General features: G+C 60.7%; 15 protein-coding genes. 2 read left to right on the top strand and 13 right to left on the bottom strand.

The genetic code is table 11. The annotated features are described in order from the left end of the window. Positions 1–62: 62 nt before the first annotated feature. From DW024_RS08520 to DW024_RS08460, 13 genes are all read right to left on the bottom strand, one after another. Positions 63–539, bottom strand: coding sequence for a DUF2752 domain-containing protein (locus DW024_RS08520; protein ID WP_233541362.1), 477 nt, complete (start codon positions 537–539; stop codon positions 63–65). A 13-nt stretch (positions 540–552) separates the two neighbouring features. Beyond that, entirely contained in the window at positions 553–1,218 is a 666-nt protein-coding gene (locus DW024_RS08515) for a DUF4234 domain-containing protein (RefSeq protein ID WP_118377480.1), read from the bottom strand. Between the two features lie 195 nt (positions 1,219–1,413). After that, positions 1,414–2,775 carry a zinc-ribbon domain-containing protein gene (locus DW024_RS08510; protein WP_158572190.1) on the bottom strand — a complete coding sequence of 454 codons (1,362 nt, stop codon included), beginning with the start codon at positions 2,773–2,775 and terminating at the stop codon, positions 1,414–1,416. A gap of 150 nt (positions 2,776–2,925) precedes the next feature. Beyond that, entirely contained in the window at positions 2,926–3,948 is a 1,023-nt protein-coding gene (locus DW024_RS08505) for a YitT family protein (protein ID WP_118377472.1), read from the bottom strand. Between the two features lie 206 nt (positions 3,949–4,154). Continuing rightward, positions 4,155–4,679: an Asp23/Gls24 family envelope stress response protein gene (locus DW024_RS08500; RefSeq protein WP_118377471.1), complete on the bottom strand. Its 525-nt coding sequence runs from the start codon at positions 4,677–4,679 to the stop codon at positions 4,155–4,157. 44 nt (positions 4,680–4,723) lie between these two features. Next, positions 4,724–5,101: a DUF2273 domain-containing protein gene (locus tag DW024_RS10295; protein ID WP_233541361.1), complete on the bottom strand. Its 378-nt coding sequence runs from the start codon at positions 5,099–5,101 to the stop codon at positions 4,724–4,726. Continuing rightward, positions 5,094–5,639, bottom strand: coding sequence for a hypothetical protein (locus tag DW024_RS08490; protein WP_117843147.1), 546 nt, complete (start codon positions 5,637–5,639; stop codon positions 5,094–5,096). Before DW024_RS08490 ends, DW024_RS10295 begins: the two co-directional genes overlap by 8 nt. 166 nt (positions 5,640–5,805) lie before the next feature. Next, positions 5,806–6,612, bottom strand: a complete 807-nt coding sequence (locus tag DW024_RS08485; protein WP_055251993.1) for a YebC/PmpR family DNA-binding transcriptional regulator — start codon at positions 6,610–6,612, stop codon at positions 5,806–5,808. A 165-nt stretch (positions 6,613–6,777) separates the two neighbouring features. Beyond that, positions 6,778–8,961 carry a DUF6020 family protein gene (locus DW024_RS08480; protein ID WP_233541360.1) on the bottom strand — a complete coding sequence of 728 codons (2,184 nt, stop codon included), beginning with the start codon at positions 8,959–8,961 and terminating at the stop codon, positions 6,778–6,780. A 142-nt stretch (positions 8,962–9,103) separates the two neighbouring features. Further along, on the bottom strand, positions 9,104–9,925 hold the full coding sequence (gene lgt / locus DW024_RS08475) for a prolipoprotein diacylglyceryl transferase (RefSeq protein WP_118377470.1): 822 nt from the start codon (positions 9,923–9,925) through the stop codon (positions 9,104–9,106). Positions 9,926–10,034: 109 nt separating this feature from the next. Beyond that, positions 10,035–10,313, bottom strand: a complete 279-nt coding sequence (locus DW024_RS08470) for a NifU family protein (RefSeq protein WP_118377469.1) — start codon at positions 10,311–10,313, stop codon at positions 10,035–10,037. A 172-nt stretch (positions 10,314–10,485) separates the two neighbouring features. Beyond that, positions 10,486–11,010, bottom strand: coding sequence for a dCMP deaminase family protein (locus tag DW024_RS08465; RefSeq protein WP_118377468.1), 525 nt, complete (start codon positions 11,008–11,010; stop codon positions 10,486–10,488). An 84-nt stretch (positions 11,011–11,094) separates the two neighbouring features. Then, positions 11,095–11,946: a type III pantothenate kinase gene (locus DW024_RS08460; protein ID WP_118377467.1), complete on the bottom strand. Its 852-nt coding sequence runs from the start codon at positions 11,944–11,946 to the stop codon at positions 11,095–11,097. 289 nt (positions 11,947–12,235) lie between these two features. On the opposite strand from DW024_RS08460, the gene DW024_RS08455 reads away from it, so the two are divergent. Both DW024_RS08455 and DW024_RS08450 read left to right on the top strand, forming a co-directional pair. Next, a complete protein-coding gene (locus DW024_RS08455) occupies positions 12,236–13,939 on the top strand; it encodes an OPT/YSL family transporter (RefSeq protein ID WP_118377466.1) in 1,704 nt (567 codons plus the stop codon). Positions 13,940–14,154: 215 nt separating this feature from the next. Further along, a partial coding sequence (locus DW024_RS08450; RefSeq protein WP_147352073.1) for a DUF389 domain-containing protein occupies positions 14,155–14,939 on the top strand: 785 nt, incomplete at its 3' end.

Below are 14,939 nucleotides of genomic sequence, written 5' to 3'. Positions count from 1 at the left end.
CGAACGTTATCTCAACGTCCCCCCCCGCTTATGTGTCGACCGCTTTTCTAGCGCGTCCTCCGTCACGACAGGTAAGAGCGAAGGATGGTGAGCCAGCGTGGGGTTTCGAGGTGGATGATATCGGTGGGAACTCCGGCGGGAGCGTGCCCACCAAAGAGCAGGCCCGCGTCTGCCGGGTTGATAAGGCGCACGATCCATACGGCAACGACCAGCACACACAGAACAATAACCGCAATGTCGATGCCACGCTTTAGCTTGCTCGATGCCACCTCCTCGCGCACGAACGCGAGCGCAAACGCAATCGGCACCACCCAAAACAGCGGATGGTAGGCAAAGGCCGCCGAAAAATCGAGGCGCAGCGCCGCCAGCCAGGCCCTCGTCATGCCACATCCCGGACAGGGAATGCCCGTCATCAGGCGAAACACGCAGCCGATATCGAGCAGGTAAAGTGCGAGCCAGGCGACAAAGAGCGCGCCGATGCAAGAAAGGGCGCGGCGAATGAGCTCCGCCGCGCCCTTATGTCCCTGAGAGCCGTTCACGCCGCTCTTGTCGTTAGGCACGAGCGCCAAGACGGGCGTTGTAAGCCGTTGCCATGGCATTGGTGTTCTTGATGATGATGTTCATGGCAAAGATGGGGCCAAGGCCGCACAGCAGCGCGCCGACAATCTGCCACATAAGAACGGTGGTGCCGTTCTCCTGGAACATCAGGCCATAGCGAGGGGCATTAGCCTGCAGGCGGTTACCAATCTTGTAGTACCAGTAGAGTCCGTAGAAGCCGCAGGTCACGAACGACAGCAAGATGAATGCTGCCAGACCCGGCGTGGAATCGCCGTCATCCTGGCACATGACATTGATGTCGCGGGCAAGGCAATAGAGGAAGTAATACGAATAGATGCCGCAGGTCACGATGGAAAGCAGGAGCCAACCGATCACGCCACGGTCGGTCTTAATCGGAGCATAGCCCATCGGGGCAGGCGCAGGCTGCTGAGCATACTGCTGCTGGCCGGCGTACTGCTGCTGCCCGGTGTACTGCTGCTGAGGCTGGGGCTGAACTGCCTGAACCGGAGTGGGCTGAATCTGCGTGGGCTGCGGAGCAGGCTGGGGCTGAGGTGCGGGCTGCGGAGCAGGAGTAGCGGAAGCGGCACCGATGGCAGAACCGCAGACAGGGCAGAATTTGGCATCATCCGAAATGGGAGAACCACAAGTGGGACAGAACATAAGCTTCTCCTTTTCCTAAGGCGTTGCACGCCTTCAAACCTTACACGTCTATGTTCTCAACAATAGCCGCGACGTTGTTGCGCAACATTGACCAATTTCCGAGATTTTTTGCTGCAACCATTTTCCCAGGTATTTTCTTGCTTCCGCGGTAGAAAAAGGCACCCCGGGCTCAGTTGCCCAGGGCGCCTCGACCGACTATTCGGTTTGATTGTTTTCGGCAGCAGGATTATCGCCCGGCTCATCCGCCGGCGTGGCAACGGCATTCCAATCGGGTTCTGCAGGCGTCGCCTCGGGCGCGGGGGCCGGTGCCGGGGCAGACGTCGGCGCGGGCGACGTTGCAGGCGCAGGTGCGGGTGCCGGCTCAGGCACAGGCGCCGGCTCGGGTGCAGGCTCAGGCGCAGACTCGGGCGCGGGCTCGGGCTCGGGCGCAGGTACCGGCGAAGCATCCGGAGCGCTAAAACCAGCCGGAGCAGACTTCTTCTCAAACGGCAGCACAAAAGTCAGGACGTCGTCCTTGTCCTCGTCGGCCCACTCGCTTGCGTAGCGCGCAACCCAATAGCCAACGGCACGGTGCTTGAGCATCTTGCCAAAGACCGTGAGGAATACCGTGACAAACGCCGTCAGCACCAAGAACAATACGAGCGTGATGCCACCGCCGGTAACAAGCGCCTCAATAGCCGAAGGACGGTAGTAGTAGCTATACATACCGACAGAGGCAATGGTGCCAAAGACGAACGTCAGGATCCAGGTGACAACGTTGGCGACCAGGCCCGTCAAAAACTCGGGAAGGAACGAAGCGCAGAACAGTTTGGTCTTGTTGTGCTTAAAGGCCGCCCAGACCTTATCGAGCGAAAACGCGCTCTCGACACGACCGGTCACCGCAAAGTGCATCACGGCAATGTCGGCGAACATCTTAAAGAAGACCCCCAAGACCGCCGTGGCAATCATAGCCAGGACAAGCAGGCCAAGCGAGCCAAACAGCGCCGCCTCGAGTGCATAGGAGCCGTAATACGAATACGAGCCCGCGGCGCCAATTACCACGCTCTCCACCAGCGAAAGCACTACACCGATAACGGGAATGGCAGCGATAACCTCGAGCACGACCGAGATAACGCTCGAAAAGACTCCGAGGCCAAACGACGTGGAACGCATGAGTGGACGATCCATACCGTCATCAACCTTGAGCGACAGATCTCGACCCCACTCAATACCAAAGCCGGAACCACACACGCTCGCAATGCAAGCTGCCAAAAAGCCGATGGCAGCCGCAATGCCGCCAATAACGGGAATAAACAGCACGAGTACCGACACAACACAAATCAGCGCCGGTAAAAAGGCAATCTGGCACACGCGCTGCAGCACGCCCGGAGTCTTGGTCATATCCTCAAACGCCTGAGCCACACAGCCCTTGGACGCATTCGCCACGGGCGGTTGCGGAACAAACTGCTGGGGCTGACCCTGAGGGGCAGAGGCTGCGGCACCGGCATTAGGAGCGCCGCACGCGCCACAGAACTTGTCGTTATCGCCCATGGGGGCGCCACACTGCGAACAGAACATCGAAATCATCCCTTCGTATCTAGAGCGAATCACCTGGATCGCAAACGATGTCTTTGGCAACATTATCGCCCAATGTGGGGACAAATACTCCAAGATGGCCGATTTGCAACGTTGGCGGCTTTATTCAATGATTCGAAGGGTGCGTCCGCGCTAGTTCGTGCCGCGGAAGCCCTTGCCCACGATCTCGGAGCTATCGACGATGGTGATGAAGGCGCCAGGGTCAATCTCGCGGGTATAGCGGCGCAGCTGCACTGCCTCGCGACGGCTCAGCACGCTCATAATCACCGTGACGCACTTGCCCGAGAAGGCGCCGTAGCCACGGCTGATCGTTGCCGTGCGGTTGAGATGCTTGACAATAAACTCCTCGACTTTTCGCGGTTCGGTGCAAATGATCGTACAGACCTTGCGCAGGTGAATGCTCTCGATGGCCTTATCGACCACGAGCGTCTTGGCAAACAGGCCAAGTACGCAGTACAGGCCGACGCGCGGGCCATACAGGAAAGCCGCGACGGTCACGATGCCGATATCGACCAGCAACAAGGCGCGTCCGATCTCGAGCGTCGTACGACGTTTGAGGATCATGGCAAGAATGTCCGTGCCACCCGTCGAGGCGCCGATGTCAAAGACAATAGCGCTGCCGAGCGCCGGCAAGATGACGGCAAAGCACAGGTCGAGCCACATATCGCCCGTCATCGAAACATCCGTCGGAATGAAGAGCTCAAACAGCGAGACGTAGGCCGAAAGCGCAAACGAAGCGAAGACGCTCCACAGAATCGCCTTGCGCTCCAAAAAGATAAAGCCCAGAACGACCAGGACCGCGTTGATAATCCACATAAAGACGCCGACGGGCAGGGTCGGGAACAGCGTGGAAAGAATGACCGACACGCCCGAGGTGCCGCCGAAGGCAAAGTGATTGGGGGTTTTAAAGGCCACGATGGCGAACGCCGTGAGAATCAGGCCCAGATTGAGCTCGGCAAAAAAGCGCGGAAAGCCTGGCTCCTGGCTGCGCTTGCGGCCGGCGCGCTCGCCACGTTCGATATCCTCGCGACCGACCACGCGCTCCATCGGAACCACAGGCGGGCGATGCACTTCTTCGGCGGCACGCGACGCCGCCTCTGCCGCAGCGGCTTCAATCGCCCATGCCTTGCTTTCGGTCTCGTGTTCGTCGGCCATTACGGCAACCCCTCGTTAACAATTTGGAAACAATTCGCCCATTAGGGTAACGCGGAACGCGAAGATTGCAACCCTTAGTTAGACGAGCGGTATGACCGTATCGAGGGCATATAGAAAACGGCCGGTCGCGCTTTTACATGCGCGCCCGGCCGTTGACGTTTACGCAGATAAAACCTGCCAAAACAAACCTGTCCCTTTTTGGAAGGTTATTCGTGCTGGCTGGTGCGGTGCTCGTACTCCTCGGGGGTGATGACATCCTCGATGCGTAGGTTGACGCCTGCCACCTCAAGGCCGGTCATCGCGGCCAGACGCTCGGTGACACGCGCCTTAACGTCGTCAAAGATCGCAGGCGCATAGGCGCCGTACTCGATGATGACCGAGATGTTGACGACCACGCGGTTGTCGTCGGTGACCTCGACCGTCACGCCCTTGGTCAGGTTCTCGGCACCAAACTGCTCCTGCACAAAGTGCATGAGGTTGCCCTTCATGCCCAGAACGTGCGGCACCTCGCGGGTGGCCATGGCGACGATTTTCTCGATCACGCCGTTGGAATAGGTCAGCGAGTCCTCGGACTCGTCCGCCTCCTCGTCCATCTCCTCGTTGTCCTCGTCCGCATCGGACTCGGCCTCGACGAGTGCCTCGTCCTCGAGCGTCACGTCCCCGGCATCGACGACGGCCTCATTCGCCTCGAGCTCGGTATCGGCCACATCGACCTTCGTGTTAAAAGCCATGGTTCCTCCTTATGCCTGCCGCGGATGCGACAGTCGAATACGTATTAGCGGCCGCTAAACAGGCGACCGAAGAAGTTGACGATACCGTTCTCGCCGTCGCGAATCTGGCCGATTACGGCACCGATCAGCACAAAGAATGCGATGACAAGCGTGTCCCACAGGCCCAACGTAAGTACCAGCACGGCGATGATAAAGCCTGCCACGGCGCCGAGCGTAGTGTTGGGGTGGCGCACGGCGTAGCTCCAGATAGCAGCGCCCGTACCTTTGATGAGACCCATGGCCTCGTCAAAGTCGTTGGCAGCGCTGTCGTGCTGCTCGCCGGCCTCGGGCTTGGTGTCGGCGGACTCGCCTGCCGGCGTAGCGTTCTGATCGATCGTCAGGCGCGGCGTGCGGGCGGTCTTGTCTTGGTTGGTATCACTCACCGGAAACCTCCACGGTCTGGACGGTAGTCTTGGACGGCAAAAAACGGACGCGCGCGGTCGTGCCCGGCGTGCCGAGCATGGTGTCGCAGGCCTTCTCGATGCGCTGCTGCATCGCGATAGCTTGGGAGGCCACGTCCCGGTCGTCGAGCGCGATGGCCTCTACCTTAAAACGAACGCGCGACTCGTCGGAGCCTTGAACGCGTGCCTCGATATGCTCAACCATCACACGATCATCGCACTCCGCCGCGGCGCGGGCGCACGAGGAAAGCGCTGCGAGCGTGACCTCGATATTGCGCTCCCCCGCCGGATGCACGCAGGACGGCTCGCGACGCGCGAACATCAAGCGGAAAAACCCAATGAGCACGCCAAGCGCCACGATGGCGGCGCACACCGTAACGACGACGCGAGGCATGGTGTCACGCAATAGCAGCATAAAGCGATACGTATACGGTCCCCAGAACTGGCAGACAAGCGTGCCCAGCGCCACGATGGCGGCGGCAAGGTACACGATTGCTAGGGCTCGTTTGAGCACGCGCATGCGGCACTCCTTTCGGGTCTCGGTCCACAGAATGCAAAACGATTCGCATCATTATAAAAGAGCCGGGTCCGGTGCTCTACGCACGCGGATCCGGCTCATCTATTCCACGAGGCTTGCATGCTCGCTTCATTATGCCCAGATATGCGCGGCTTAACCCGCGCGGGTGCTACTCCTCCTCGAGGGCAGCGATGACCTCGTCGGTCATATCCATGGTGCTGTAAACATCCTGGACGTCGTCGAGCTCCTCGAGACGGTCGATGAGGCGCTGAACCTTCTTGGCGTCGGTACCGGAGACCTCGGTCGGGGTGGTCGGAACCATGGTGGTCTCGGAACCCTTGACCTGGACGCCCTGCTCCTCGAGTGCCTTGGAGACAGCCATGACGTCGTTAGCAGCGGTCCAGACGATCCACTCCTCGCCGGCGTCCTCGTAGTCCTCGCCACCGGCCTCGGCGATTGCCATCATGAACTCATCCTCGTCACCGGCAGCACCGTTGGCGATCATGGTCTCCTTCTTGGCGTTCTCGTCTAGGATCTCCTTGGCGACGACGATCTGGCCCTTGCGCTCAAACTGGAAGGCGACGGAGCCGGAGGTGCCCAGGTTGCCACCAGCGTGGGAGAAGGCGGAACGGACATCGGCGGCAGTACGGTTGCGGTTGTCGGTCAGGCAGTCGACGTAGACGGCAACGCCGGCGGGACCATAGCCCTCGTACACGATGTTCTCGTAGACGGCGGCATCGGCACCCGAACCAAAAGCCTTGTCGATAGCGGACTTGATCTTGTCCTTAGGCATAGACTGAGCCTTGGCCTTGGCAACGGCAGCAGCAAGACTGGCGTTGTTCTCGGGCAGCGGGTCGCCGCCGAGACGGGCAGCAACGGTGATGTTGCGGCTCAGCTTGGAGAAGAGGGCGGAACGCTTGGCGTCCTGCGCGCCCTTACGATGCTTGGTTGTGGCCCACTTAGAGTGTCCGGACATACGTGTCTCCTATCGGTTTCGACCTAAAGCCCAGCGCAGATGCCGGGGCAATATAAACAAACGTCGTTATGATATACCTACTGGTCTGCGAGATAAACCCCAAAATGAAGGCGTCGTGATGATGCAACCCCTTGGTGCCAAGTAACCTATCCCCTTTGCACCACATTAGGACCAGAGGAGGTCGCTGCGGGTGATGGTGGCGCCGATGGCAAAGGGCATGCAGACGATGACCGGATACAGATAGCGCATGTAGGTCGAGCCGTTGCAGGGACCGATCAGGCACACGGCGAGCACGCCCAGCAGCGGCACCCAAATGGCCAGCCCGCGCCACGAATGACGACGTAACAGATAGACCACCACGGCGATCATGATCCACACATAGGTGGCCGAGCTCATGGTGAGCGAGATAAACGGGACGCGTTGTACTGCCACGCGATACAGGTTGCTCAGGTGGTCGCACCAGCGCACGACCTTGCTATCGACCGGATGGAAGTCGAAGTACTTGAGATTATCGGGGCGTGCCATAATCTCGGCACTGCGCGCCGTGCTGTAGACCCACGCATCGCGGGCACTCGGATAAAAGTAGCCGTAGTAGTTATTGATGAGCGCCGAGATATAGCACTCGGGATCCTTTTTGAACATATGGGCCCACACCTCAAAATAGGCCTTGATGTCCTCCTGCGAGGCGTACTCGTTAAAGCAATTTTTGACGGCGTCCGACTTATCCGGGTCGTAACGGTGGCCCAGATTGTCGTACTTGAGTATCCGGTCGATCACGGAACGCTCTTCATCGGTCACCAAGCCGTCGCAAGGAGCCTCCACGATGGTGCCGTCCTCCTTAACCGTGGGGTTGACGCCCGAGTTGAGGCCGTCGTGCTTTTGGACGAAACGAGCCGTCTGCTGGAACGGAATCGAGAGGATTTCGCGCTTGGAACCAGGCGTGATGTCGTGCGCCGGCATAAAGACCTTAGTGAAGTACATATTAGAGGCAAGGCAGAGTGCAAGCACCGCAAGAACTCCCACCCAGCGGAAACGCGGGATGGCGCCCGAAGGCGCAGCACCAGCCTGCTTGCCTGCACGATGGGCCATATGCACGTCCCATGCGCAAAACGCCGCCGCGATTACGCATGTCGCCAGGGGAAACACCAGGCCGCCGTTGCGCAGAAACGTGGAACCCATGGCGCCCAGAGCGAGCAGCAGCCAGTCATGGCGCGCAAAGAGCACGGGCCTGGGATCGCCCGCACGCTCGGCATTGGCATCGCGACGGGGCAGGCCACAGGCAACGAGCTTGACGGTCTGCACGAGCAAAACCAAAAACGCGTCGGCAAACAGCACATCTTTGGTAAGCAGGGCCGCGTAGTTGGAGAACATGGGCATGAACACAAAGAACAGCAAGATCACGCCGCGGACCGGCAGGCTCACGCCCAGCTTGCGCAGCGACGAGATGGAATAGGCCATGCAGGCGGCCGTAATGACGAACTGAGTGCAGGTGTAGATGGCAAGACCTGCGTTGGCGCTGTTGAACAGTGAAAGCCCCAGCTGGACGCACGAACCGATGATAGCCGTGTGCACCACGGGGTGATGTCCGTTGAGCAACACATTGGGATTGAGCAGACGCAGGTAGTCACTCGTACCGTTGGGGTAGTTGAACCACTGGCGAATCTGCGCACCCGTATCTCCCATAAAAAGGCCGGGCAGCGAAGCGATGAGCGTGGGCGCCCAGGCGATCATAAGCACCAGGAAGGGCCCGGCAAAGGGATGGACCGAGAGCGCGGCGTGAGCCACACGCCATACGCGGCCAAAGTGCGCTTCGGAAAACGGAATGCGCCGAGAGCTCAGCCAATCTAGACACTCAAAGGCAAGGTAGAAGGCAACGACCGCCAAGAGCATCCAGCCCACACCGCCGATCCAGGCGCAGATGATGCGGGCCTTGTCGCCGAGCACGATCTCGGCCGAATCGGTGAGGTCGTAGCTGCGGCCAAACACCATACAGACGGCAAAGAACAGCGACGGAAGGACCACCGAGGGACGCCAGGCGTCGCCGCGGCCAAAGAATACGTAGCGAAACGGCAGCGTGAGCAGACAGGCAAGCGCAAGCAGCATGACCGCGTCGGTATGGCCGGCAAACGAGAGGAGTACCTCGTAGCACACGTACAGTGCACCCGTCGCCTTGGGGTCAATCGCCAAGACTGCATTGCTCGACACCGGGGCGGGATCGATGGAAAACGCCGTGGTCGCCAACAGCGCGAGCAAAAATGCGATGAGCGTCTGCTTGGCGGGGTAGCGCTTAAACCAAACGATGCGGGCAGCGTCACGCGCAGCCGTTGTGGAGAGGTCGGAATCCTTCACAGTCCGAAAGCCTTTCTAGAAACCTGCCAAAAAGGGACAGGTTTATTTTGGCAGGTTTTATCTGGGAAAACGTTACGGTTTTGTCATCGTTGCCCAGCGAACCACCACAAAGGCGCCTGTCCCCTTTTGGTGGTTTTGGTGGTTAGGCATCCAGGTAGATGCGCTGGGGCCGATCGCGGTGTCGGGCAAAGATGATGAGCGCCAGACCGGCGATCACGAGCGGCAAACTCAGCAGCTGGCCCATGGTGATGACGCCGCCCAGCAGATAGCCCAGCTGGGCATCGGGCACGCGCACGAACTCAACGAGAAAGCGGACGATGCCGTACCCCATCACGAACACGCCCATAAACGTGCCCTGGGGCAGCAGCGGCTTTTTGCGGCTGAGCACCTGCAGAATGCAAAAGAGCACGATGCCCTCAAGAAATGCCTCATAGAGCTGGGAGGGATGACGCGGCATATCGCCCGCGGTGCCGCCAAAGACAACACCCCAAGGCAGGTCGGTCGGCTTGCCCCACAGCTCGCCGTTGACAAAGTTGGCACAACGGCCTAGGCACAAGGCCAGCGGCGCGCCTATGACGGCAAGGTCTGCCAAAGTCCATGCGTCGAGCTTATACATGCGGCACACGATGATGCCGCCGATAATGCCGCCCACCAAGCCGCCATGGAAGCTCATGCCGCCCTCGTTAGTGGCAAAGATCTCGAGCGGGTGGGTCCAATAGTAGCCATCACCGTAAAAGACGACGTAGAACAGGCGCGCACCGATAATGAGGCCAAAGACCACGCCGACCACGACACTCGTCAGGTCGTCAATCGTAATGTCGAAACCCCAGCGACGCTGCGTGCGGTACATGACGACCGCCGTGAGCAGGGCGCCGACCACATAGGCCAGACCATACCAGTAAATCGTGATGGGCCCCGCCGAAATCGCGACGGGATCAAGCATATGGTAGAAGTCGTTGAGCATGTCGACCCTCCTACTCCCTACATACAAATGCGGCCGCGGGCCTTGCGCTCGCAGCCGCATATTTGGACGTAACGTCTATGCGGAGTATGTCGTCCGCAGCCTTTGCATCTTAGAACGGCGCGTACTCGTCGTACAGGTCGTCGGCCTCACCGGAAGCATTGACCTGCTCGACACGGGTAACGCCGGGCACATGCTCCTTCAGGATGCGCTCGATGCCCATGGACAGGGTCAACGAGCTCATGGGGCAGCCGGCGCAGGAGCCCTGCAGTTCCAGCTTGACGACGCCCTCGTCGTCGACGCCCACATACTCCATATCGCCGCCGTCGGCCTGCAGGTTGGGGCGAATCTCTTCAAGAACCTTCTTAAGCAGCTCTTCGTTAACAGCCACAGGGGCTCCTTTCTCACAATAACGCGGGCGCGCCCGCGGACAGAAGCTATGTTACTACAGCCATGTACCCGCTCACGAGCCGTCCATGCGCGCAGACGCGACTTTCACGAGCAGTCAATTTGGGACGGGGCTCTTTTAGCTGCCTTTTGTTGCCAGCTGGCGTTGCCATGCGCTACTGCCGAGCCTGTCCCCCGGTACCAATCTGGACATCGACGATAACCTGGCGGTAGCTGATGCCGCAGGAGTCGAGAATGCGGCGGCTGATACGGCCGTCGTCGGTATCGGCATACTTGTTGTCCAGGTAGACAACCTCGCCTACACCTACCTGCGCCAGGATCTTGGCACAGTCGTGGCACGGGAATAGCGTGACGTAGACCGTGGAACCCTCGAGGTCTTTGAGCGAGCCGCGGTAGTTGAGCACGGCGTTTGCCTCGGCATGTACCACGTAGTTGTGCTTATCCTGCAACGGGTCGTCGCTTGTGCCCCACGGGAAAAAGTCGTCGTTGAGCGCCGAGGGCGTACCGTTGTAGCCCACCGAAAGAATGCGGTGGTTGGTGCTGGCAATGCACGCGCCCACCTGCGTGTTGGGGTCCTTGCTGCGGCGCTGCGCGGCGATAGCCACACTCATAAAGAACTCATCCCAGCAAATAACGTCGCGGCGCTTGCCCGACGCGGTTTGATGAAGATCGTCCGACATGGCAGACACCTCCGAAATCGCAATAGTTTGACCTATTGTAGCAGGTGAAAGGTGGGGGCGTTTATCCCACCGGCGCCCTCACTTTTACACGCGGCGGGGCTTTTGGTTGATGTGGTAGAGCTCGGCGAGACCCCGCAGCGTCAACGCGTCATCGACCGTCAGGCTATGGCCGACCAGGGCCGCAAGTGCCTCGGCATCGTCGCCGGTAATGACGATGGGCACATCGCCCTCCCCCGCGGCCTTGGTCGCACGCATCTCGGCAAGCACCATGTCGAGCATGCCGTCGATGCGGGCCACCTCGCCCAAAACCACGCCCGAGCGCATGGCCTCGCGCGTGTTGCGTCCGATGACGTGTGTCGGCGCCGAGGGCTCAACCTGGGGTAGGCGCGCTGCTGCCGCCGAAAGCGAACGGGCACCGAGCGCCAGCCCCGGCGCGATAACGCCACCGACAAAGGCGCCGCGCGCGTCGATGACCTCGATATTGGTCGTGGTGCCCAGGTCGATCACGATGCATGGCGAGCCGTAGACGGCGCGGGCCGCCACAGCATCGGCGATGCGGTCGGGGCCGATCTCGGCCGGATCGTCGTAGTGCACGGGCATGCCGGTCTTAAGTCCCGGCCCCACCGTGAGCACGCGCCCCGTGCAGGTACGGGAAAGTGCCGCCTTCCACGGGCGCTCGAGAGCCGGGACCACGCAGCTCAGCACGGCCGCGGCGGGTGCGAGCACCCCGGGCACACCTGCATCGGCAGCGAGCGCGCCCATGACCTGCACGAGACGCATACGCGCCTCGTCGGCTGTAATACGGGCCGGCGTGGTGATCTCGCACGTCGCAAGCGGACATTCCTGCGCCGCGGCCGAATCCTCTGCAAACAGGCCAAAGCGAATGAACGTGTTGCCCACGTCGACCGTCAATATATATGCGCACCCATTAAGCATCGTCGGCGCTCCTTTCGTCTGCCCAGCAGTATATCCCGATGATTATTTTGGGACGGGGATTTAAAAATCATTGTGTACCTAATGATTTTTAAATCCCCGTCCCAAAATAATCATCCTTCGGCCGAGCCTGGGGCAGCTAAAAAAGCCCCGTCCCAAATTAACTGGCTTGCGGCTATACTGGTGCGCGGTCGCGCGCGAGCTCACGCGGCGGCCCTTGGTAACCCGACTTCCCGCGCCGTATCCGTAGCGGCGCTCCCGGGGGAAGCGGATATACGCAAAGGAGTTCAATATGAGCAATCCCTCAAACCGCACCTCGATGCGCGGGCAACTCACGCTGCGTGGCGTCGTCATCGGCGTCCTTGGCTGCGTGATCATCACGGCGAGCTCGGCCTATACCGCCCTCAAGATGGGTGCGCTCCCCTGGCCGATCATTTTCGCTGCCGTCATCTCGCTGTTCTTCCTGAAGCTCATGGGCAACGCCAGCCTCAACGAGGCCAACGTCACCCACACCATCATGTCCGCGGGCGCCATGGTCGCCGGCGGACTGGCGTTTACCATCCCGGGCGCCTGGATGCTGGGCTATGCCGACCAGATCAGCTGGCTCGACATGTTTATCGTGGCACTCGCCGGCACCATCTTGGGCCTGCTGGCCACCGCGCTCATCCACCGCCACTTTATCGTGGACGCCGCGCTGGAGTTTCCCACCGGCAATGCCGCAGCTCAGACACTGCGCGCCACCGAGGCCGGCGGCAAGACCGGCAAGCAGCTCTTTGGCTCCATGGCCATCGCAGGCATCTACAGCGTGCTTCGCGACGCTCTGGGCGTGGTGCCCAGCATGCTGTGCACGCTCAATATCCCCGGCGTGACCTTTGCCATCTATAACTCGCCCATGCTGCTCTCCATCGGCTTTTTGGTTGGCTTCGCCCCGGTTGCCTTCTGGTTTGCCGGCGCGCTGCTAGGTAACTTTGGCATCATCGTGGGCGGCACCGCTGCCGGTCTATTCGACGTTGTGACTGCGCAGGGCATCGTCAAATCGCTCGGCATGGGTCTCATGATGGGCTTTGGCGTCGCCGTCGTCCTCAAGGACATCCTGCCGCAGGTCGCCGGCATCGCCCGCGGCCTCGCCGCCGACAGCTCCAGCGACACCGACGAGCAGTCGCTCATCTCGGGCTCGCTTAAGCTCGACGCCGGCATCATCGGCCTGGGTACTGCCGCCATCGCCGTGATCGTCGCCATCGCGCTCGACCTTGGCCCCGTCCCGGCCGTCATCGTCACGCTGTTCACCTTTGTCACCACCATCATGAGCGCGCAGAGCTGCGGCCAGACGGGCATCGACCCCATGGAGATCTTCGGCCTCATCGTCATGCTCATCGTGGCTGCCTTCGCACAGATCGCCCAGGTCAAGCTGTTCTTTATCGCCGGCATCGTGGCCGTGGCATGCGGCCTTGCGGGCGACGTCATGAACGACTTTAAGGCCGGCGCCGTGCTGGGCACCAATCCGCGTGCGCAGTGGATCGGCCAGGCCATCGGCGGCATCGTGGGCGCCCTGGTCGCCGCTGCCGTCATGGTCGCGCTTGTCACCGCCTATGGTCCGGATGCTTTCGGCCCCGACAAGAGCTTTGTGGCCGCGCAGGCAAGCGTCGTCGCCACCATGGTCTCGGGCATCCCGAGCGTGCCGTGGTTCGCAGGCGGCTTTATCGCCGGCATCGTCATGTACTGGCTCGGCATTCCGGCCATGATGATCGGCCTGGGCGTGTACCTGCCGTTCTACATGTCGCTCACGGCCTTCTTGGGCTCCTGCGCCAAGCTCGCCTACGACAAGTGGGCCGCACGCCGCGACGCCGCTGCCGGTCTTTCGGACGAGGAGAAGGCCTCCAAGGATGCCGCCTTCCAGGAGCAGGGCCTGGTCGTCGCCAGCGGTCTGCTCGGCGGCGAGTCCATCGTCGGCGTTATCCTGGCGTTTGTCTCTGTTGGTCTGAGCCTGCTGGGGTAGGCCGAACAACAACGCACCAGCGCAGAGCGCGGGGTCGGAATCAAACCGGCCCCGCGCTTTTTTGTCTATTTGACTCTTATGATCCTCACGGCGTTTTAGCCATGTCGATTGTCCTGACTTCCAGGTCAACAAACCTTGTCTGACACCTCGCCTAACGCGGTGTAGAGTAAAGACGACAGACGCAAGAAGCGGCTCAGAAGCTAAACGAGGTAAGCATGGAACTCGACAAACAACAGATCAAGCGGCTGCGCGAGCGTCATCATCGTCGTCACGGTATACGCCCTGCACACAGCGAGGCCATGGAGAATGCCACCCGTTTCCTTAAGCAGGCGTTCAACATACGCGAGGGACGCGCGCCCTATCACGTGATTCGCAAGCGCTTTGTAAACGGGGCGCGCCTGACTGGCTCGCACTTATGCATCCTGATCATTGCCATGTTGATCGCGAGCATCGGCCTCGATATCGACTCGGACATTGCCATCGTGGGCGCCATGCTCATCTGTCCGCTCATGGGCTCGGTCCTTGCCATGGCATACGGCATCGCCACGCTCGACCGCGAGATTGCCGTCGAGGCAATTGCCGGCCTCGCGCTGCAGATGGTCTTTTGTCTAATCACGTCCACGCTGTACTTTAAGCTCTCGCCCCTTGGCACCACCACGGCCGCCATCATCGACAACTCGACACCGACTGTGTGGGACCTTGCCGTCGCGCTCGCGGGCGGCTTTGCGGGCGGACTGGGCAACTCGCGCGACCAGGAACCCGCCACGCTCATCGCCGGCGTGGCCGTGGCGACCGCGCTCATGCCGCCCCTGTGCGCGGCGGGCTATGGCATCGCCATCGCGAGCGGGTCGCTGTTTCTCTCGGCCCTCTACGAGTTTGGCATCAACGTCGTCTTTATCGCGCTGGCGGCCGAAGCCGTACTACTTCTTTTGCGCGTGCCGCTCAAGCGCGACGGTACCGTCAAGATTCTTTCGCAAATTGATCGAGGCGGCCTCGGCCC

It is taken from the genome of Collinsella sp. AF37-9, assembly GCF_003475115.1.
Lineage (GTDB): Bacteria > Actinomycetota > Coriobacteriia > Coriobacteriales > Coriobacteriaceae > Collinsella.
This window is presented reverse-complemented; position numbering and strand designations above follow the sequence as displayed.